At 61.4% G+C, this 19,551-nt stretch carries 17 protein-coding genes; 11 read left to right on the top strand and 6 right to left on the bottom strand.

What is annotated here, in order from left to right:
• The first annotated feature begins 33 nt into the window (after window positions 1-33).
• From atpG to AC07S6_RS10230, 7 genes are all read left to right on the top strand, one after another.
• Complete coding sequence (atpG, locus tag AC07S6_RS10260; protein WP_003233565.1) at window positions 34-894, top strand: F0F1 ATP synthase subunit gamma; 861 nt, start codon at window positions 34-36, stop codon at window positions 892-894.
• A 27-nt stretch (window positions 895-921) separates the two neighbouring features.
• The gene (gene atpD, locus AC07S6_RS10255; RefSeq protein WP_003195827.1) at window positions 922-2,298 is read left to right on the top strand and encodes a F0F1 ATP synthase subunit beta; all 1,377 of its coding nucleotides are present in this window, start codon (window positions 922-924) and stop codon (window positions 2,296-2,298) included.
• 44 nt (window positions 2,299-2,342) lie between these two features.
• Complete coding sequence (locus AC07S6_RS10250) at window positions 2,343-2,759, top strand: F0F1 ATP synthase subunit epsilon (protein ID WP_003195825.1); 417 nt, start codon at window positions 2,343-2,345, stop codon at window positions 2,757-2,759.
• Window positions 2,760-2,882: 123 nt separating this feature from the next.
• A complete protein-coding gene (gene glmU, locus AC07S6_RS10245) occupies window positions 2,883-4,250 on the top strand; it encodes a bifunctional UDP-N-acetylglucosamine diphosphorylase/glucosamine-1-phosphate N-acetyltransferase GlmU (protein ID WP_495112251.1) in 1,368 nt (455 codons plus the stop codon).
• A gap of 226 nt (window positions 4,251-4,476) precedes the next feature.
• The gene (locus AC07S6_RS10240; protein WP_014720586.1) at window positions 4,477-5,244 is read left to right on the top strand and encodes a DeoR/GlpR family DNA-binding transcription regulator; all 768 of its coding nucleotides are present in this window, start codon (window positions 4,477-4,479) and stop codon (window positions 5,242-5,244) included.
• Window positions 5,245-5,254: 10 nt separating this feature from the next.
• On the top strand, window positions 5,255-7,087 hold the full coding sequence (gene glmS / locus AC07S6_RS10235; RefSeq protein ID WP_014720585.1) for a glutamine--fructose-6-phosphate transaminase (isomerizing): 1,833 nt from the start codon (window positions 5,255-5,257) through the stop codon (window positions 7,085-7,087).
• A gap of 83 nt (window positions 7,088-7,170) precedes the next feature.
• Window positions 7,171-7,536 carry an avidin-fold protein gene (locus tag AC07S6_RS10230; RefSeq protein ID WP_495112250.1) on the top strand — a complete coding sequence of 122 codons (366 nt, stop codon included), beginning with the start codon at window positions 7,171-7,173 and terminating at the stop codon, window positions 7,534-7,536.
• Window positions 7,537-7,703: 167 nt separating this feature from the next.
• On the opposite strand, the gene AC07S6_RS10225 is transcribed toward AC07S6_RS10230, so the two are convergent.
• From AC07S6_RS10225 to AC07S6_RS10200, 6 genes are read right to left on the bottom strand one after another with little or no spacing between them, the layout of a single operon-like run.
• Window positions 7,704-8,636, bottom strand: coding sequence for a phosphatidate cytidylyltransferase (locus AC07S6_RS10225; protein WP_014720583.1), 933 nt, complete (start codon window positions 8,634-8,636; stop codon window positions 7,704-7,706).
• Between the two features lies 1 nt (window position 8,637).
• Window positions 8,638-9,258 (bottom strand): lysophospholipid acyltransferase family protein, encoded by a 621-nt coding sequence (locus AC07S6_RS10220; RefSeq protein ID WP_073452711.1) that lies wholly within the window; start codon window positions 9,256-9,258, stop codon window positions 8,638-8,640.
• Between the two features lie 9 nt (window positions 9,259-9,267).
• Window positions 9,268-9,711, bottom strand: a complete 444-nt coding sequence (locus tag AC07S6_RS10215) for a hypothetical protein (protein ID WP_133633608.1) — start codon at window positions 9,709-9,711, stop codon at window positions 9,268-9,270.
• Window positions 9,701-10,999, bottom strand: a complete 1,299-nt coding sequence (locus tag AC07S6_RS10210; RefSeq protein WP_495112249.1) for a phosphatase PAP2/dual specificity phosphatase family protein — start codon at window positions 10,997-10,999, stop codon at window positions 9,701-9,703. Before AC07S6_RS10210 ends, AC07S6_RS10215 begins: the two co-directional genes overlap by 11 nt.
• 2 nt (window positions 11,000-11,001) lie before the next feature.
• Complete coding sequence (locus AC07S6_RS10205) at window positions 11,002-12,750, bottom strand: bifunctional alpha/beta hydrolase/class I SAM-dependent methyltransferase (protein ID WP_495112248.1); 1,749 nt, start codon at window positions 12,748-12,750, stop codon at window positions 11,002-11,004.
• 10 nt (window positions 12,751-12,760) lie between these two features.
• Complete coding sequence (locus tag AC07S6_RS10200; RefSeq protein WP_014720578.1) at window positions 12,761-13,381, bottom strand: CDP-alcohol phosphatidyltransferase family protein; 621 nt, start codon at window positions 13,379-13,381, stop codon at window positions 12,761-12,763.
• Window positions 13,382-13,692: 311 nt separating this feature from the next.
• On the opposite strand from AC07S6_RS10200, the gene hflK (AC07S6_RS10195) reads away from it, so the two are divergent.
• From hflK (AC07S6_RS10195) to AC07S6_RS10180, 4 genes are read left to right on the top strand one after another with little or no spacing between them, the layout of a single operon-like run.
• Window positions 13,693-15,618, top strand: coding sequence for a protease modulator HflK (gene hflK / locus AC07S6_RS10195; RefSeq protein WP_495112247.1), 1,926 nt, complete (start codon window positions 13,693-13,695; stop codon window positions 15,616-15,618).
• A gap of 12 nt (window positions 15,619-15,630) precedes the next feature.
• A complete protein-coding gene (hflC, locus tag AC07S6_RS10190) occupies window positions 15,631-16,629 on the top strand; it encodes a protease modulator HflC (protein ID WP_495112246.1) in 999 nt (332 codons plus the stop codon).
• Window positions 16,626-17,660, top strand: coding sequence for a protease modulator HflK (hflK, locus tag AC07S6_RS10185; RefSeq protein WP_495112245.1), 1,035 nt, complete (start codon window positions 16,626-16,628; stop codon window positions 17,658-17,660). The genes hflC and hflK (AC07S6_RS10185) overlap by 4 nt, the downstream gene beginning before the upstream one ends.
• On the top strand, window positions 17,657-19,543 hold the full coding sequence (locus tag AC07S6_RS10180; protein ID WP_495112244.1) for a cation-translocating P-type ATPase: 1,887 nt from the start codon (window positions 17,657-17,659) through the stop codon (window positions 19,541-19,543). Before hflK (AC07S6_RS10185) ends, AC07S6_RS10180 begins: the two co-directional genes overlap by 4 nt.
• The last annotated feature ends 8 nt before the right edge of the window (window positions 19,544-19,551 follow it).

Here is a 19,551-nt window from a genome sequence, read left to right as displayed (position 1 = left end):
AAGGCTCCCGCTTGCTAACCTGATAGGTGTTACATGGCAGGCGCAAAAGAGATTCGCAGTAAGATTGCGAGCATCAAAAGCACGCAAAAAATTACCAGCGCCATGGAAAAAGTGGCGGTCAGCAAAATGCGCAAGGCACAAATGCGCATGGCTGCTAGCCGTCCTTATGCGGAGCGTATCCGCCAGGTAATTGGGCATCTGGCCAACGCCAACCCGGAATACCGCCACCCGTTCATGATCGACCGCGCCGTCAAGCGTGTGGGTTATGTGGTAGTGAGCAGTGACCGTGGTTTGTGCGGTGGTCTGAATACCAACCTGTTCAAGGCCCTGGTCAAGGACATGGCGGTAAACCGCGAAAACGGCGTCGAGATTGATCTGTGTGTTGTTGGTAGCAAGGGTGCGGCCTTTTTCCGCAACTTCGGCGGTAACGTCGTTGCAGCTATCAGCCACCTGGGTGAAGAGCCGTCGATCAATGATTTGATCGGCAGTGTGAAGGTGATGCTGGATGCGTACCTGGAAGGCCGTATTGACCGCCTCTCCGTGGTATCCAACAAGTTCATCAACACCATGACCCAGCAGCCAACCGTGGAGCAATTGATTCCACTGGTGGCGACTCCGGATCAGGAACTCAAGCACCACTGGGACTACCTCTACGAACCAGACGCCAAAGAGCTGCTTGACGGCTTGATGGTGCGCTACGTGGAGTCGCAGGTGTACCAGGCGGTGGTCGAGAACAACGCAGCTGAACAAGCGGCGCGGATGATCGCGATGAAAAACGCTACCGATAACGCCGGTGATCTGATCAGCGATTTGCAGCTGATCTACAACAAGGCGCGTCAGGCTGCGATCACCCAAGAGATCTCGGAAATCGTCGGCGGCGCTGCCGCGGTTTAACGGTTCAAATATTCAGAGGATCCAGCTATGAGTAGCGGACGTATCGTTCAAATCATCGGCGCCGTTATCGACGTGGAATTTCCACGCGACAGCGTACCGAGCATCTACAACGCGCTGAAAGTACAAGGCGCGGAAACTACCCTGGAAGTTCAGCAGCAGCTGGGCGACGGCGTAGTTCGTACCATTGCGATGGGTTCCACCGAAGGCTTGAAGCGCGGTCTGGACGTTGTCGACACTGGCGCTGCCATCTCCGTACCGGTCGGTAAAGCGACCCTGGGCCGGATCATGGACGTACTGGGCAACCCGATCGACGAAGCTGGCCCGATTGCCACCGAAGAGCGCTGGGGCATTCACCGCGCAGCACCTTCGTTCGCAGAACAAGCGGGCGGCAACGACCTGCTGGAAACCGGCATCAAGGTTATCGACCTGGTTTGCCCGTTCGCCAAAGGCGGTAAAGTCGGTCTGTTCGGTGGTGCCGGTGTAGGCAAGACCGTAAACATGATGGAACTGATCCGTAACATCGCCATCGAGCACAGCGGTTATTCCGTGTTCGCAGGTGTTGGTGAGCGTACTCGTGAGGGTAACGACTTCTACCACGAGATGAAGGACTCCAACGTTCTGGACAAAGTGGCACTGGTTTACGGTCAGATGAACGAGCCGCCGGGAAACCGTCTGCGCGTAGCCCTGACTGGCCTGACCATGGCCGAGAAATTCCGTGACGAAGGTAACGACGTTCTGCTGTTCGTCGACAACATCTACCGTTACACCCTGGCCGGTACTGAAGTATCCGCACTGCTGGGCCGTATGCCTTCTGCAGTAGGTTACCAGCCGACCCTGGCTGAAGAGATGGGCGTTCTGCAAGAACGTATCACTTCGACCAAGGAAGGTTCGATCACTTCGATCCAAGCGGTATACGTACCTGCGGATGACTTGACCGACCCGTCGCCAGCTACCACCTTCGCCCACTTGGACGCTACCGTCGTTCTGTCCCGTGACATCGCTTCCCTGGGTATCTACCCAGCGGTCGATCCACTCGACTCGACTTCGCGCCAGCTGGACCCGAACGTGATCGGCCAGGAGCACTACGACACCGCTCGCGGCGTTCAGTACGTGCTGCAGCGTTACAAAGAACTGAAGGACATCATTGCGATCCTGGGTATGGACGAGCTGTCGGAAGCCGACAAGCAGTTGGTAAACCGTGCTCGTAAGATCCAGCGTTTCTTGTCGCAGCCGTTCTTCGTGGCTGAAGTCTTCACCGGTGCTTCGGGTAAATACGTTTCCCTGAAAGACACCATTGCTGGCTTCAAAGGCATCCTCAACGGTGACTACGACCACCTGCCAGAACAAGCGTTCTACATGGTCGGCGGCATCGAAGAAGCGATCGAGAAAGCCAAGAAACTGTAATCCTGGCGCCCGGAAACGGGCGCTCATCAGGTTGAGGCAATCAGATGGCTATGACAGTCCATTGCGATATCGTCAGCGCGGAAGGGGAAATTTTCTCCGGTCTGGTCGAGTTTGTAACAGCGCACGGCGACTTGGGTGATCTTGGTATCGCCATGGGTCACGCCCCGCTGATCACAAGCTTGAAGCCAGGTCCGATCACTCTGACCAAGCAAGGCGGGGAACGTGAGGTGTTTTACATCTCCGGTGGTTTCCTCGAGGTTCAGCCGAACATGGTCAAGGTACTTGCCGACACCGTGCAACGTGCTGGCGACCTGGATGAAGCCTCCGCTCAGGAAGCCGTCAAGGCTGCCGAGAAGGCGCTGAACGAAAAAGGCGCAGACTTCGACTACAGCGCTGCTGCAGTCCGTCTGGCCGAGGCCGCAGCCCAGCTGCGTACTCTCCAGCAGATCCGCAAGAAGTAAGCGGCCACGCCGTTTTGCTTGATGCGTGATTGATTAAAAAGGGTAGCCTCGGCTACCCTTTTTCTTTTTTTGCAAAACACTTCTTTGGTCTGAACCCGGACCGCCCAGGATTGGTAGCCATTCATGTCTCTTGAAATCGTCATTCTCGCCGCAGGCCAGGGCACCCGCATGCGTTCAGCCCTGCCCAAGGTACTGCATCCGGTTGCCGGCAACTCCATGCTGGGCCATGTTATCCACAGCGCCCGGCAGTTGGACCCACAGCGTATTCATGTGGTGATCGGCCACGGTGCAGACCTGGTTCGCGAGCGTCTGGCCGCGGACGATCTGAATTTCGTATTGCAAGGCAAGCAACTGGGCACCGGCCATGCGACCGCGCAGGCTGTGCCTTTCATCACCGCAGACACGGTATTGATCCTCTACGGCGATGTCCCGCTGATTGAAGTGGAAACCTTGCAACGCCTGCTCAAGCACGTGGTGCCTGGCCAGATGGGCCTGCTGACCGTTGAGCTGGATGACCCTACGGGCTACGGCCGCATTGTGCGCAACGCCGACGGCAAGGTGGCCGCCATCGTTGAACACAAAGATGCCAGCGAAGCCCAGCGCGCGATTACTGAAGGCAACACCGGCATTCTCGCGGTGCCTGCCAACAAGCTCGCCGATTGGATGAGCCGCCTGTCCAACAACAACGCCCAGGGCGAGTATTACCTCACCGACGTCATCGAGATGGCCGTCAGCGATGGCCTGCTGGTCGCCACCGAGCAGCCCCACCATCCGATGGAAGTGCAGGGCGCCAACGACCGCAAACAACTGGCAGAGCTGGAACGTCACTATCAACTGCGCGAAGGCCTGCGCCTGATGGCCCAGGGCGTGACCCTGCGAGACCCGGCGCGTTTCGATGTACGTGGCGAAGTCACGGTGGGCCGCGACATCCTGATCGATATCAATGTGATCCTCGAAGGCCGCGTGATCATTGAAGACGGTGTGGTGATCGGTCCGAACTGCGTGATCAAGGACAGCACCTTGCGCAAAGGCGTGGTGGTCAAGGCCAACAGCCATATCGACGGTGCGGTGATGGGCGAGGGCAGCGATGCCGGGCCGTTTGCGCGCTTGCGTCCGGGTAGCGAGCTGGGGGCCAAGGCCCATGTGGGGAACTTTGTCGAACTGAAAAACGCTCACCTGGGCGAAGGCGCCAAAGTCGGCCACCTGACTTACCTGGGCGATGCCGTCATCGGCGCCCGCACCAACATCGGTGCCGGCACCATCACCTGCAACTATGACGGTGCCAACAAGTACCAGACCACCATTGGTGAAGACGTGTTCATCGGCTCCAATAACTCGCTGGTTGCTCCGGTGACCATCGGCGATGGTTCCAACACCGCAGCGGGCTCAACCATCAACCAGGATGTGGATAAGTCCCAACTGGCGGTTGCCCGGGCTCGCCAACGCAACATCGACGGCTGGAAACGCCCGGTCAAAATCAAGAAGACCTGAGTTATCCACAACTCCATAGGTTGATACGCCCTCCTGTGGGAGCTGGCTTGCCTGCGATAGCGGTCTGACATTAAGCATGGATGTCGCCTGACAAACCGCTATCGCAGGCAAGCCAGCTCCCACAATTGATTTGTGACTTAAAAATATTGCATGCCCCGCTTGACGATCTTTCACCAATAGGTTTTGATTGCCTTCGTTATCTTTCGAAACGAAACTTATCACTACCATGTCGAAACGAAACACCCCCCAACGACGCCACAATATCCTGACCTTGCTCAACGAACAGGGCGAAGTCAGCGTGGACGAGTTGGCCAAACATTTCGAAACTTCGGAAGTGACCATCCGCAAGGACCTTGCTGCCCTCGAAAGTAACGGCTTGCTCCTGCGTCGCTACGGCGGTGCAATCACTATGCCCCAAGAGCTGGTGGGTGACGCTGCCCAGCCCATCTCGGTCTACAAGCGCGCCATCGCCCGTGCGGCCGTGAAGCGTTTGCGTGAACATGCGCGCATCATCATCGACAGCGGCAGCACCACCGCCGCGATGATCCCCGAACTGGGCCATCAGCCGGGCCTGGTGGTGATGACCAACTCCCTGAACGTGGCCCGCGCCTTGAGCGAACTGGAACATGAACCGGTGCTGTTGATGACCGGGGGTACCTGGGACCCGCATTCGGATTCGTTCCAGGGCCAGGTCGCCGAGCAGGTCCTGCGTTCTTACGACTTTGACCAGCTGTTCATCGGTGCCGATGGCATTGATTTACAGCGCGGCACCACCACCTTCAACGAACTGCTGGGCTTGAGCCGCGTCATGGCCGAGGTCGCCCGTGAAGTGGTGGTGATGGTCGAGTCCGACAAGATCGGCCGCAAGATTCCCAACCTGGAACTGCCCTGGAGCAGCGTCCATACCCTTATTACCGATGATCGCCTGCCGCTCGAGGCCCGCGACCAGATCCAAGCCCGCGGCATTACGCTGATATGCGCGGCAATCATCTAGGAGAAGCACCATGTGTGGAATTGTTGGCGCAGTCGCCGAACGTAACGTTACTGCCATCCTGATCGAAGGCCTCAAGCGCCTCGAATACCGCGGCTACGATAGCGCCGGTGTGGCCGTCTTCACTAACGCCGGCAAGCTGGAGCGTATGCGCCGCCCGGGCAAGGTCAGCGAGTTGGACCAGGCCCTGGCCGGTGAGCCGCTGGTAGGTCGCTTAGGGATCGCCCACACCCGTTGGGCCACCCACGGTGCTCCGTGCGAGCGTAACGCTCACCCGCACTTCTCGGGCGACCTGGCGGTGGTGCACAACGGCATCATCGAAAACCATGAAGTGCTGCGTGAACAACTCAAGGGCCTGGGCTACGTCTTCACCTCGGACACTGACACCGAAGTGATCGCCCACCTGCTCAACCACAAGCTCAAGGACCACAGCGACCTGACCACCGCCCTCAAGGCCACGGTCAAAGAGCTGCACGGCGCCTACGGCCTGGCCGTGATCAGCGCGAGCCAGCCTGACCGCGTCGTGGCCGCCCGCAGCGGTAGCCCATTGGTAATTGGCCTGGGCCTGGGTGAGAACTTCCTTGCGTCCGACCAACTGGCCCTGCGCCAAGTGACCGACCGCTTCATGTACCTGGAAGAAGGCGACATTGCCGACATCCGCCGTGAAAGCGTGCAGATCTGGGACGTGAACGGTCAGTCCGTGGAACGTGAAGCCGTGCAATACCGCGACGGTGCCGAAGCCGCCGACAAGGGCGAATTCCGCCACTTCATGCTCAAGGAAATCCACGAGCAGCCGTCCGTGGTACAGCGCACCCTGGAAGGTCGCCTGAGCCAGAACCAAGTGTTGGTGAACGCTTTCGGCCCGCAAGCCGCTGAACTGTTCGCCAAAGTGCGCAATGTGCAGATCGTCGCCTGCGGCACCAGCTACCACGCCGGTATGGTGGCGCGTTACTGGTTGGAAGAACTGGCCGGCATCCCATGCCAGGTCGAAGTCGCCAGCGAGTTCCGCTATCGCAAGGTGGTGGTGCAGCCCGACACCCTGTTCGTGACCATTTCCCAGTCCGGCGAAACCGCCGACACCCTGGCCGCCCTGCGCAACGCCAAGGAACTGGGCTTCCTCGGCAGCCTGGCGATCTGCAACGTCAGCATCAGCTCCCTGGTGCGTGAATCCGACCTGACCCTGCTGACCCAGGCCGGTCGTGAAATCGGTGTCGCCTCCACCAAGGCTTTCACCACCCAACTGGTGGGCCTGTTGCTGCTGACCCTGTCACTGGGCCAAGTACGCGGCACCCTCGCCGACGGTGTCGAAGCCACTCTGGTGGAAGAACTGCGCCGCCTGCCGACCCGCCTGGGCGAAGCCTTGGCCATGGACGGCACCGTGGAAAAAGTCGCCGAGCTGTTCGCCGACAAGAACCACACCTTGTTCCTCGGCCGTGGTGCGCAGTACCCGGTGGCGATGGAAGGCTCGCTGAAACTCAAGGAAATCTCGTACATCCACGCCGAAGCCTACCCGGCCGGCGAGCTGAAGCACGGCCCGTTGGCCCTGGTGGATGACGACATGCCAGTGGTCACCGTGGCGCCGAACAACGAACTGCTGGAGAAGCTCAAGTCCAACCTGCAGGAAGTACGCGCCCGTGGCGGCCAACTGATCGTCTTCGCTGACGAGAAGGCCGGAATGACCAACGGTGAAGGCACCCACGTCATCAACATGCCGCACATCCACGACACCCTGTCGCCGATCCTCTACACCATCCCGCTGCAATTGCTGTCGTACTACGTCGCCGTGCTCAAGGGCACCGACGTTGACCAGCCGCGCAACCTGGCGAAGTCGGTGACGGTGGAATAAGCCTCACTGGCGTACCCAAAAGGGGCTGTTTTCAACAGCCCCTTTTTACGTTTTGGATTCGCTCAATTCAAGGATGCGTATTGATGCAAAACCCTCCTGCTACCGTCCACGCACGTTTGCACAATCGCCGGTTCGTGGTCGCCAACAACGCCCAAGGGTTGTACGGTACCGGCACCGTGTTTCATTACCAGATCGAAGACGACGTGATTTCGAGCACTTACCAAGGTGGCCGAATTCGCGTGGGCACGCAGGTCGGACGGGTGACCGGCCCAGATACTATCGAGCTGCTTTATCAGTGCGTCACCCTGGACGGGGAGCTGCTCGCAGGGTGGTCACGAGGCACGGTAGGTGTTGATCACGCCGGGCGCACTACCCTGAGTTTCGTTTGGGGCTGGCTATCGGGTGCGACCGGAGGCGGAGAGTCTAGCTATATCGAGATCACTGGCTAGAGGTATTGAAAGCACCATAAAACCTACAGGTAGGCGCATATCCCCTGTGGGAGCTGGCTTGCCTGCGAGGGCGGCGTGTCAGTCGCTGCATCTGTTACTGCACCACCGCCTTCGCAGGCAAGCCAGCTCCCACATTTGATCTCCATCGGGTTTGAGAAAGGGGTGGGTTAGGTCCACCAGTAGCGCACGAGATGAAAGAAGATCGGCGCCGCAAAGCACACCGAATCCAGCCGATCCAGCATCCCGCCGTGCCCTTCGATCATGTGTCCCCAGTCTTTCACCCCGCGGTCACGCTTGATCGCCGACATCACAATCCCTCCCGCAAACCCCAGCAAGTTGATCAGCAGCGCGATCAGGAATGATTGCCAGGGATTGAACGGTGTGGTCCACCACAGCGCTGCGCCGATCAGCGACGACAACAGGATCCCGCCGACAAAACCTTCCACGGTTTTCGACGGCGACAGGTTGGGCGCGATCTTGTGTTTGCCGAACAGCTTGCCGCACACGTACTGCAGCACGTCCGACAGTTGCACCACGATCACCAGATAGGCGATCAGCAGCAGGTTACGGCCTTCGTAACCCGGTATGTCCAATGTCAGCAGCGCCGGGACGAAAGACACGCAGAACACGGCGATCATCAACCCCCATTGCACCTTCGATGCCCGTTCCAGAAAGTGCGTACTGTCGCCGCCCAGGGAGGCGAGGATCGGCAGCAGCAGGAACACGTACACCGGGATGAAGATCGAGAACAGCCCATACCAGTCGGCGTAGATCAGCAGGTATTGCAGCGGCAGGGCCAGGTAAAACGCGGCCACCAGGGCCGGGTAGTCGCTGCGCCGGGTCGGGGTGAGGGTGAGAAATTCGCGCAGGGCGTAGAACGACACCGCGTAGAACAGCAGGATCACCGCGCCGGTGCCGAGCCAGAAGGCGATGCCGATGACCACCACCATCACCCACCAGGCGTTGATGCGGGCGTTGAGGTTGTCGATCACTGCATTCGGGCTGCCACGGGTGCGCAGCTTGAGGATCAGGCCGATCAGCGAGGCGATGACCAGGATCGCGCCGATGCCGCCAAATAACATCAGGGTTTGGCTATCCATCTCAGGAATGCTCCGGGGCAAGGGCGAGCAGGGCGTCGCGAGTGCGGGCGAGGAAGGCGGCTTTGTCTTCGCCTTCTTCCAATTGCAGGGGGGCACCGAAGCTGGTGGTGCATAACAACGGCAATGGCAATACGCGACCCTTGGGCATGACCCGGTTCAAGTTGGCTATCCACACAGGGACCAATTCGGCCTGTGGGTAACTCTTTGCCAAGTGGTACAAGCCGCTTTTGAACGGCAGCAAGCCATCCTCCAGATTGCGCGTGCCTTCGGGAAAGATGATCAACGAATCGCCGCTTTCCAGGGCCGCGAGCATGGGCATCAGTGGGTTATCCACAGGCTCTTTGCGCTCGCGGTCGATCAGCACACCATTGAATACGCGGTTGATGATGTAGCGGCGCAACGCGCTCTTGTTCCAGTAATCACTGCCGGCCACCGGGCGTGTGAACTTGCGCAGGTTCTGCGGCAGCGACGCCCACACCAGCACAAAGTCGCCGTGGCTGCTGTGGTTGGCGAAATAGATGCGCTGCACCGGCACTGGCGCGCACCCCAGCCACAGGCTGCGAGCGCCGGTGACGGTGCGGGCCATGGAGGTAATCAGCGTGGCGACCACGGGTTCGAACATGAGGATTCCTTATCCGGCAAAAGGCAGCCAAGGGCTGGCAAGGATGACGCCCAGGGTCAGCAGCGCTTGCGCGCCCAGTAGCCAGGCTTGTTTACGCAACAGTTTGAGAGCGCCGCGACGGCGTTCAGTCCATGGCCGACCGGCTCGCTTGGACGATTGCAGGCCGAGGGTTTGCAGGGCCTGGTCAAGGTCTGGGGTGCGGGTAACGTCGCGGGCCAGCAAGGCGAACAGATCGGCGTCAAAGGCCACCCGTAGCGCCCAGTATTTTTGCAGCAGGCCCAGCACGATCATCCACAGGGCCAGCAGCAGGCAGGTCGTCGAAATACTGGCCAACAACAGTTGGGCAAGGCCGAACAGTACGCCGAGCAACGTCAGGCCTGTGGATAACTGATCCAGGGAACGGCCACGACGTAGCAGGCTGGCGACTACCTGGAGTTCCATATCAGCGGGCATGGTGCAAACCCTCCAACGCTTTACGGTGTGCGGGGTGCAGGACCACAGTGGCCCGTGCTGTACGAATAATAGCCAGTGCTTGGTCAACCGTTGCGGCGCGCCCGGTGGTCAACAGCCAGGCGGCGACAGCAGTGGCGCTACGGGAATAACCGAGGGCGCAGCACACCAGCAAGGGGCCACTCGTTCGCAAACGTTCAATGGCGTGCGCGGCCTTCAGGCATTCGTCGGCTGTCGGGGTGATCAGGTCCAGTACCGGCACGCAGGCATAAGCACGGCCCTGTGGATTAATCGGCAGTTCGGCACACAGATCGACAATGGCTTTGAACGGGCCTTGCTCAGAGGTTGTAGGAACACGCCCCAGCCAGACGTTATCCACAATCAGATCCGGCTGTGGATGTTTGCGTGTCCACAGCCGCGAATTGGTCCACGCCCCTGCCAAGTAAGGCGCATACAGCCAGCGAGCGGCAGGCGCCAGGCGGCCATTTGTACGTTTTTGAAAGCCCGGCGCGCCGATCACCAGGTAGTTGGCGCTGATCAAGCCGAGGGAAACCGCTGGCCACAGCAACCACAGCCAGCCGCCGCGAAGTACCAAACCCAGCGTCAGCAGTACTATCGCGCCCAGCCCATAGCGAACAGCCAGGCGCCAGCGTTGGGTATCGCGCGTTAACCGGGCACTCAACAATGGGCTCGGGTGTTCCACCGGCCATAACCACACGCACAACCACCCCGCGAGGGCGCCTGTGGGTAAGTCGATAAAGTGATGTTGATAAGTGGTCAGCACCGAGATGCCGATCAGCGCAAACCAGCCATGCACCACCCAGCGCCAAATCCCCTGGGTGTGCCGCTGGTACATGACCCACAAGATCACCAGCAGCGCGATATGCAGTGAAGGCGCCTGGTTGAAGGGCTTGTCAAAACCGGCCAGCACTGCAAACAACCAGCCGAATACACCATCCAGTTCCGGCCGCTCAAACGTGAAGCGCAGAGGCCAGAGCAGGAAGCAACTCACGGCAATCACCTGCGCACTCAGCAGGCGCAGTGCATGTTGTTTGAGCTCATGACGCGTGTTGGGTAGCAGCAACGAGAAGCCGTAAAGCAGGTCGATGGACCAGTAGGGCACGATTGTCCATGCCCAGAACGGCATGTGTGTTTCCCAGCCGAACACCAGGGTGCCGACGTCGCTGCGCTGGCTGGTGACCCAGGTGGCAAAGCCATAGGTGCTGAAAAACAGCGGCGCCAACAGCAGCAGCCAAAGCACCGCAGGTTTCAATAAACCGGGTTCGCGCATGTTCAGATCTTCTGTGCCAGGGACACGGTGAAAATGCCCCACTCATCCACGCGCTGGGTGATCTTGCGAAAGCCCGCTGCTTCGATGAGTTGGTCCATTTCCGCCTGGCTGCGCCGGCGCATCACCCAAGCCTGGCCCTCACGGTGGCTGGTAAGCGCACGGGCAATCAGCTCCAACTGCGGGTGCCACGGCTGCCCGGTGTAGACCAGGTAACCACCTGGCTCCACGGCTTCGGCCAGGCCCGCCAGCGAGCCGCCGACCATGGCGTTATCGGCGAACAATTCGTACAGGCCGGACACCACGGCCAGTGTTGGCTTGGGGTCCAGGGCGGCCAGGTCGGCGCGGTCGAACGCGTCGCCTTTGACGAACTGAGCGATGTCCCCCAAACCCTTTTCGCGAATCAGCGCGCCACCGTCGCGCACATTGATATCGCTGTAGTCGCGCAGCAGGATCGACTCCGGCAACGGCGAGACGCCCTGCAAAGCTTCAAGAATGTAACGGCCGTGGCCGGCGGCGATATCGACGATACGCACTTCGCGGTGATCATCACGCAGCTTGGCCATGGCCAGGCGCAGCAGTTCCTCGACATTAAGCTTGCGCTGGCGAATACCGCGCCAGCCGATGGAATTGAGGTAGTTGGTATCGATCATCCGCCCCAGCCCGCCCTTGCCGGTAGGCTTATTGCGATACACGTAGTCCAGGGTGCTGCCGGAATCGAAACCGGTGTCGAAGCCCAGCTTCACCCCATCCGAAAGGTTCTTGCCCAGGCCCATGCTGGCGCGGGTCATGCGCCAGTACAGGTCGCGCAATGAATTGCGTGGCAACGGCGCGGCGAGAGATTCGGATTCGGCGCACGTGGCGCCAAGTTTGTCTGCATCCAGTAAAGAAGCGCGGTCCAGCGGGTGGGCGAAGTTCTGCAAGATAAAGCGCTTGGCGCTGGTCACCGCCACGGCGCGATCACGTTCGCCGAGGGTGTCGTGAAAAAAGCCGGGGAGGATATGCAGCTCTTTTTTAAGGCTGCCGAGGCGGTCGAAGAACTGCTGCTGGGGTTTACGGTGCACCACAAAGTCGGAGCCCGAAATAAGCAGTTGGGTCGGCACCTGGATCGCCTGGGCGTCGGCGACAACCCGGTCGGCCGCTTCGTAAAGGCCCAGCAGCACATTCACCGAAATGGCCTTGGTGATCAGTGGATCGCTGTCGTAGGACGCCACGCGTTCGGGGTCATGGCTGAGGAACTTGGCCTTGACGTAGCTGTTGACGAAAAAGTTGCCACGAAACTTGCGCATCAGTGCCAGGCCGGGGCGGGCGAAGGGCACGTACAGCTTGACCTTGAAGGCTGGCGAGGCGAGCACCAGCGCGCGGATTTTTGGCGCGTAATCATGAACCCAGGTGGCCGCGATCACCGCGCCGACGCTTTGGGCGATGACGGCGATGTCTTCCTCTTCGATCCCGTAGGTGGCATTGATGTGGTCACAGAAAGTCTGCACATCGCGGGCGCTGGTGGCAAAGCTGGGGCTGTCGCCGCGCTCGCCTGGGGATTGGCCGTGGCCACGGGCGTCCCAGGCGAAGAAGTCGAATTCAGGCAGGCCCAGTTCATCCACCAGGTGGGCAATACGCCCCGAGTGCTCATGGCCGCGATGGAACAACAGGATCGCCTTGCGCGGCCCGGCACTTGCCGTGGCCGGCCAGTGCCGATAGAAAAGCTCGACGCCATCATGGGTACTGAAGGTGTGCTGTTGCTGTTCGCGCATCGCAAAATCCTTATGCAGAAGGGAGAGATTGTTGTTCTTTGAGGCCCTGACGCACCCGGTTGACCAAGGTATAGGCGAGCAGGGCGGCGACCAGCCACATCACCGCCTCCACCCAACCGGCGCCGAGCCAGCCCAGCGCCACGCCCGTGGCCAGCACCCCGAGTACGAACGCCCGATCGCTCTTGCCCATGGGCCCGTCATAACGGCGCGACGCGCCCACCATCGGCCCCAGCACTCCGGCGTATTCGCTGAATACCGCAAGCAGCGTCACCAGCAGCACCGGCGCCAGGCTCACATCGGGGATCAATGCAAAGGGCAGGATCAGCGCACTGTCGGCGATCACATCGCACAGTTCATTGAGATAAGCACCGAGGCGCGACTGTTGGCCGAATTCCCGGGCCAGCATGCCGTCGATGGCGTTGAGGGCCATGCGCACAATCATCCACAGCGGGATCAGTGCAAACAGCCAGAGGTGTTGGGCAAAGCCCGCGATCAACAGCCCCACCAGCAGGGAAACAACCCCGGCCAGCACGGTGATCTGGTTGGCGGTGGTGCCGTTGTCATAAAGGCGCTGCACGAGAGGCCGCAGCAGGTTTTGAAAACGCGGTTTGAGTTGGTAGATGGAAATCATGGGGGGTGGCGCTTCCTTGTCCGTGAACCCGCGAAAAACTGTTTTGGAGTGTGCCGACTAATCGCAGCCGACACCAGTGATGGCTCGTGTTTATAGGGGGTTAGTCACACTCAGAAGAACACCATGAGAACAAATGTGGGAGGGGGCTTGCCCCCGATTGCGGTGTACCAGTAACTAATCAGTCGGTTGACACACTGCTATCGGGGGCAAGCCCCCTCCCACAAGGGATTCAGGGTGAATTCAAAAGCGAACAAAAATTTCACGCTTCGTGTTATATCGTAACGAATTGTGTACAAGTGGGCGTTGAGCAGATGCAAGTGGATCTAGAGGCTGACGGGGCTTCGGTTGAAGGCCTCGCGCGTTTTCAGCAGGGGTTGTTCCACGCCCGTCGATTGCGCCAAGCCGGTATCGGCCTGACAACCCTGGCCCTCAGTGGTTGGATATTGGCGCTGTTCGTAGCGTTGTTTGCCCCGCTGTCGATCTGGCCGGTGGTATTGATCAACTGCGCGTCGGCCTTGCTGCTGCTGGTGGCCGGTTTGCAGTCGGCCTGGTGGGTGGCCGATTGGCGTGCCCAGGTGCTGGAAGCGCCGAGCGGTGAAGCGGTCGAACAATCCATCGAGACCACACCCTGGCATAAGGGCCTGATCAACCGGTTCGGCAACGGCCTGTTGGCGCAGATTGGCGCACCGGTGCTGTGGTTGGGCGGCTGGTCGTTGCTGGCGCTGGTCAGCATCCTGCAGTTCTGGAACCTGGGGTTGCCCGCTGCTGCCATCGGGCAATCGGCAAGTATTGGCGCAGCGCTCGCTTTGGCCCTGGCGTTTGGCCTGCTGGTATTCGAACGCCGCCTGGCCCAGGAAACCGCTGCCCAATGGCCGGAAGCCTCACAGTTGGCGCAGTTGAGCCGGATGGCAATTATCTGTCTGGTGCTCAGCGCGATCTGCCTGCTGTTTGCCAATGCGGAGTCGGTCTGGCCGCTGCGCCTGGCCACTCTCATCGGGCTGTTGCCAGCGTTGGTAGCGTTGGAGTTCCTGCTCCGGGGCGTGCTCTCGCTGTTCAGCCCGCGCCAGCCGCGCCTTGAGCCGCGCTTGATGGCGCAGAGTTTCATTGCCGGCCTGCTGCGTTGGCCGCCTCAGCCCTTGCTGGCGTTGCAGCATGAATTGCACAACCGCTTTGGCATCGACCTGCGCCAGATCTGGGCCTTTACCTACATGCGCCGGGCTTTTTTCCCGGTGTTGCTGGTGGTGCTGGCGGTAGGTTGGGCGCTGACCGGTGTGCATGAAGTGCCCCTGCAAGGCCGTGGGATTTACGAGCGTTTTGGTAAACCGGTCGAGGTGTTCGGCCCCGGCCTGCATGCCGGTTTGCCGTGGCCGTTGGGCCGCGTGCTGAACGTGGAAAACGGCGTGGTGCATGAGCTGGCGACCAGCGTCAGTGACGCCGCCACATCGCAGCTGGCCGCAGCCGAAGGCCCGGCGCCGTTGATCGCCAACCGCCTGTGGGACGCCAGCCATGTGAATGACAAATCCCAGGTCATTGCCAGCAGCAGTGGCGACAAGCAGGGCTTCCAGATCGTCAACATGGACGTGCGCTTTGTCTACCGCATCGGCCTCACCGATCAGGCTGCGCTTGCCGCCACCTACAACAGCGCGGATATCCCGACCCTGATCCGCAGCACCGCCAGCCGCATCCTGGTGCACGATTTTGCCTCGCGCACCCTGGATGAATTGCTCGGGGAAGAGCGCACCAGCCTCGCGGACGAGATTGGTCGCAGCGTGCAAGCCGACCTGCAAACCCTCGACAGCGGAGTGGAAATCCTCGCCACGGTGGTCGAGGCGATCCACCCGCCGGCCGGTGCCGCCAATGCTTATCACGGTGTACAGGCCGCGCAGATCGGCGCCCAGGCGCTGATCGCCCGTGAACGCGGTGCCGCCAGCGAACAGACCAACCAGGCGCTGCTTCAAGCCAGCACCGCCCGCGATCAGGCCCAGGCCAGCGCCCGCGAAGTGAATGCCGGCGCCCAAGCAGCGAACCTGCGCTTTGCCGCCGAACAAAAAGCCTACGCCGCTGCGGGCCAAGCCTTCGTGCTGGAACAGTACCTGGGCCAACTGAGCCAGGGCCTGGCCCAGGCCAAGCTGCTTATTCTGGATCATCGTTTGGGTGCCGACAGTGCGCCGACGATCGATCTGCGTTCTTTTGCCTTGCCCGCCGACCCGTCGGCGCCGCGCAAAGCCGTTCAATAAGGAGTTCGTCTGTTGAGCGTTCATTCCCACGATCATGATCACGGTCATCACCACCATCACGGCCACCACCATCACCATCACGGCGATGAGCAGGCGGCCGGGCCTTTTCCCTGGCGTCGCATGGCGTGGGCGGTGTTGCTGGTGCTGTTTGCCGTGGCAGCGGCAAGCCTGGTGCAAGTGCGTTCCGGTGAGGCCACGGTGATTACCCGCTTCGGCAACCCCGCGCGCGTGCTGCTGGAGCCGGGCCTGGGCTGGCGCTGGCCGGCACCGTTCGAAGCGGCGATCCCGGTGGACCTGCGTCTGCGCACCACCTCCAGCGGCCTGCAGGATGTGGGCACCCGCGATGGCTTGCGGATTATTGTGCAGGCCTATGTGGCGTGGCAGGTGCAGGGCGATGCCGACAACGTGCAGCGCTTTATGCGTGCGGTGCAGAACCAGCCGGATGAGGCGGCGCGGCAGATTCGCACCTTTGTCGGCTCGGCGCTGGAAACCACGGCGGCCAGTTTTGACCTGTCCAGCTTGATCAACACCGACGCCAGCCAAGTGCGCATCGCCGATTTCGAAGCGCAGTTGTGCCAGCAAATTGACCAACAATTGCTCGCCACCTACGGCGTGCGCGTGGCGCAGGTCGGCATTGAGCGTTTGACGTTGCCATCGGTGACCCTCACCGCCACGGTTGACCGCATGCGCGCCGAGCGTGAAACCATCGCCACCGAACGCACCGCCGTGGGCAAGCGCGAAGCGGCGCAGATCCGCTCCGCTGCCGAGCGTGATGCGCGCATCATGCAGGCCGATGCCACTGTGAAAGCCGCCGACATCGAAGCGCAGTCGCGGGTTGAAGCCGCGCAGATTTATGGCCGCGCCTACGCTGGCAATCCGCAGCTGTACAACCTGCTGCGCTCGCTGGATACCTTGGGCACGGTGGTCACGCCGGGGACCAAGATCATCCTGCGCACCGACGCCGCGCCGTTCCGCGCCCTAGTGGATGGGCCGAAGGACCTGCAGCCATGAGCGAGCCTGAAAGCCCGGACAGCCCGTGGATCCAGGCCGGGCGCCTGACGTTCCTGGCACTCTACGCGGTCACCGTATTGGCGGCGTTGGCCTGGGCCTTCTCCAATGTGCGCCAGATTGACCCGCAGAATCGCGCCGTGGTCCTGCATTTTGGCGCCCTCGATCGCATTCAGAACGCCGGGTTGTTGCTGGCCTGGCCGCAGCCTTTCGAACAAGTCGTCCTCCTGCCAGCGGCCGACCGGGTGATCGAACGCAGGGTGGAAAACCTGCTGCGTCCCGATGCGGCGCTGCAGGCCGATCGCGTGGCCAGTTTCGCCACGCCGTTGAGCGATGCCCTGGCCGGTTCCGGCTACCTGCTGACCGGTGATGCCGGGGTGGTTCAACTGGACGTGCGGGTGTTCTACAAGGTGACCGAGCCCTACGCCTTTGTGTTGCAGGGCGACCACGTGCTGCCTGCCCTGGACAGACTGGTGACACGCAGCGCCGTGGCCCTCACCGCAGCGCGGGATCTGGACACCATCCTGGTAGCCCGCCCGGAACTGATCGGCAGCGACAATGGCGCCGCCGAACGGCGTGAGCGGCTGCGCGGCGACCTAGTGCAAGGCATCAACAAACGCCTGGCGGAGTTGGCGGCCAGCGGCTTGGGGCTGGGTATCGAAGCCACCCGCGTCGATGTGCAATCGAGCCTGCCTGGGCCTGCGGTAAATGCATTCAACGCGGTACTGACCGCCAGCCAGCAGGCTGATAAAGCCGTGGCCAACGCCCGCACTGAAGCGGAAAAACTCACCCAGACCGCCAACCAGGAGGCTGACCGCCAGGTGCAAGTCGCCCATGCCCAGGCCAGTGAGCGCTTGGCCAATGCCCAGGCGCAGACTGCTACCGTTGCCAGCCTGGCCCAGGTCAAAGATCCCGGTTTGCTGTTGCGCCTGTACCGTGAACGCTTGCCGAAGATTCTCGGCCAGGCCGGTTCAGTGACCACCGTCGATCCCAAAGACGACTCCCGCTTGATCATCCAGGGAGCCGAACAATGAGCGCACCCATGCTGACCTCTGCCGAACAGCGCAGCGCTGCCCGGCAATTGACCTTGGCGATGCTCGCCCTGGGCTTGCTCGTGCTGGGCCTGGTGTGGCGCTGGCTCGCGCCCGACCAGAGCGGCGTCAGCCAGTTGCTGCTGGGCGTGGCATCCCTGCTGGTGGCGGTGCCGGTGATGCGTTCGGCCTGGTACAGCCTGCGCTTTCCGAGCCTGCACGGCATCACCGACCAATTGATCGCCCTGGCCATGCTCGGCGCCTGGGCCACGGGCGATCTGCTCACCGCCGCGTTGTTGCCGATCATCATGATCTTTGGCCATGTGCTGGAAGAGCGCAGCGTTATTGGCTCCCAGGAAGCGATCCATGCCCTGGGCAAACTCACCCGCAGCCACGCACGCCTGGTGCAGGCGGACGGGACCATCACCGAAGTGGATAACGGCACCTTGAACACCGGCGATATCGTCGAAGTGCGTGCCGGTGACCGCGTGCCGGCCGATGGCGTGGTGTTGTCCGGCCAGGCGAGCCTGGACACGGCGCCGATCACCGGCGAGTCGGTGCCGTTGGAAGCCAGCGTGGGCGTGCAGGTGTTTGGTGGGGCGATCAACCTCGATGGCCTGCTGCGCCTTGAGGTCACGCGTACCGGTAACGAATCGACGTTGGGCAAAGTTATTGCGCTGATGCAGAACGCCGAGCGGTCCAAGCCGCCGATCACCCGGCTGCTGGAGCGTTACGCCGGCAGCTACATGGTGCTGGTGTTGCTGCTGGCAGCCGTCACCTGGTTTGTCACCAATGACGCCCAGGCGATGCTCGCGGTGCTCGTGGCAGCGTGTCCCTGTGCTTTGGTGTTGTCGGCACCGGCCACGGCGATTGCCGGGATTGCCGTGGCGGCGCGCCATGGCATCCTGATTCGCAGCTCGGCGTTCCTCGAAGAACTGGCCGACCTGACATCGCTGGTGGTCGACAAGACCGGAACCCTGACCTTTGGCACCCTGCGCTTGCAGTCCATCGAGACAAGCGCGCCGGATCGCCAAAAGCTGCTGAACCTGGCGGCCAGCCTCGGTTCGGCAAGCAGTCATCCGGTCAGCCGAGCGTTGGCGGGGTTGGCGACCCAGGAGCAGATGCGGGTGCTTAGCGACATTCGCGAGCGTCAGGGCCTGGGCGTGGTCGCCCAGACCGAGCAGGGCGAAGCGGCGCTGGGACGGCCGGAGTTGTTTGAACAGTTGGGCATCGTCACCACCGCCGTGCCCACCCATGATGGCCCGATTGCCGGGCTGGCGTTGAACGGCGAGTTCCTCGCCTGGCTGCTGTTGGCCGACAGCGTCAAACCCGAAGCGCGCCAGGCCCTGCAAGAGCTGCGTGACTTGGGCCTGGGCCGCCAACTGCTGCTGACCGGCGACCGCAAAAGCGTGGCCGACAGTCTGGCGCTGGACGTGGGCATCAGTGATGTCGAAGCCCAAGCGCTGCCGGAAGACAAGCTCAACCGCGTGTTGGGCGAAATCAGCAGTGGCTTCAGGCCAATGGTGGTGGGCGATGGCATCAACGACTCCCTGGCGCTCAAGGCCGGCGTGGTCGGTGTGGCCATGGGCGCGGGCGGTGCGGACATCGCCCTGGCCTCGGCGGACGTGGTGTTGATCGGCAGCGACTTGCGCCGCCTGGGCACCTGTGTGCGCTTGAGTCGCCAGTGCCGGCAGACGTTGCAGGTCAACGTGATCATTGGCTTGGGCTGGACACTGGCCATTGTGGTGTTCGCCGCATTTGGCTGGCTGGGGGCGGCGGGCGCGATGATCGCGGCGGTGCTGCATAACCTCAGCACCTTGCTGGTATTGGGGAACGCCGGGCGTTTACTGCGCTTCCAGGAGCCGCTGTTGAAACTCGACGAATAATTTCAGAA

The sequence above is a fragment of the Pseudomonas sp. GW821-FHT07B01 genome, assembly GCF_059419065.1.
Note: the sequence above shows the minus strand (reverse complement) of the source record. Positions and strands in the feature narration are given on the sequence as shown.

Bases quoted from the DNA above. Each gene is read 5' to 3' on its own strand.
- AC07S6_RS10215 (WP_133633608.1), bottom strand. From the start codon at position 9,711: ATGCCCGCTGATATGGAACTCCAGGTAGTCGCCAGCCTGCTACGTCGT.
- AC07S6_RS10240 (WP_014720586.1), top strand. From the start codon at position 4,477: ATGTCGAAACGAAACACCCCCCAACGACGCCACAATATCCTGACCTTG.
- hflK (WP_495112247.1), top strand. From the start codon at position 13,693: ATGCAAGTGGATCTAGAGGCTGACGGGGCTTCGGTTGAAGGCCTCGCG.
- hflK (WP_495112245.1), top strand. From the start codon at position 16,626: ATGAGCGAGCCTGAAAGCCCGGACAGCCCGTGGATCCAGGCCGGGCGC.
- AC07S6_RS10225 (WP_014720583.1), bottom strand. From the start codon at position 8,636: ATGGATAGCCAAACCCTGATGTTATTTGGCGGCATCGGCGCGATCCTG.
- AC07S6_RS10230 (WP_495112250.1), top strand. From the start codon at position 7,171: ATGCAAAACCCTCCTGCTACCGTCCACGCACGTTTGCACAATCGCCGG.
- glmS (WP_014720585.1), top strand. From the start codon at position 5,255: ATGTGTGGAATTGTTGGCGCAGTCGCCGAACGTAACGTTACTGCCATC.
- atpG (WP_003233565.1), top strand. From the start codon at position 34: ATGGCAGGCGCAAAAGAGATTCGCAGTAAGATTGCGAGCATCAAAAGC.
- atpD (WP_003195827.1), top strand. From the start codon at position 922: ATGAGTAGCGGACGTATCGTTCAAATCATCGGCGCCGTTATCGACGTG.
- AC07S6_RS10180 (WP_495112244.1), top strand. From the start codon at position 17,657: ATGAGCGCACCCATGCTGACCTCTGCCGAACAGCGCAGCGCTGCCCGG.
- AC07S6_RS10210 (WP_495112249.1), bottom strand. From the start codon at position 10,999: ATGCGCGAACCCGGTTTATTGAAACCTGCGGTGCTTTGGCTGCTGCTG.
- AC07S6_RS10200 (WP_014720578.1), bottom strand. From the start codon at position 13,381: ATGATTTCCATCTACCAACTCAAACCGCGTTTTCAAAACCTGCTGCGG.
- glmU (WP_495112251.1), top strand. From the start codon at position 2,883: ATGTCTCTTGAAATCGTCATTCTCGCCGCAGGCCAGGGCACCCGCATG.
- AC07S6_RS10250 (WP_003195825.1), top strand. From the start codon at position 2,343: ATGGCTATGACAGTCCATTGCGATATCGTCAGCGCGGAAGGGGAAATT.
- AC07S6_RS10220 (WP_073452711.1), bottom strand. From the start codon at position 9,258: ATGTTCGAACCCGTGGTCGCCACGCTGATTACCTCCATGGCCCGCACC.
- AC07S6_RS10205 (WP_495112248.1), bottom strand. From the start codon at position 12,750: ATGCGCGAACAGCAACAGCACACCTTCAGTACCCATGATGGCGTCGAG.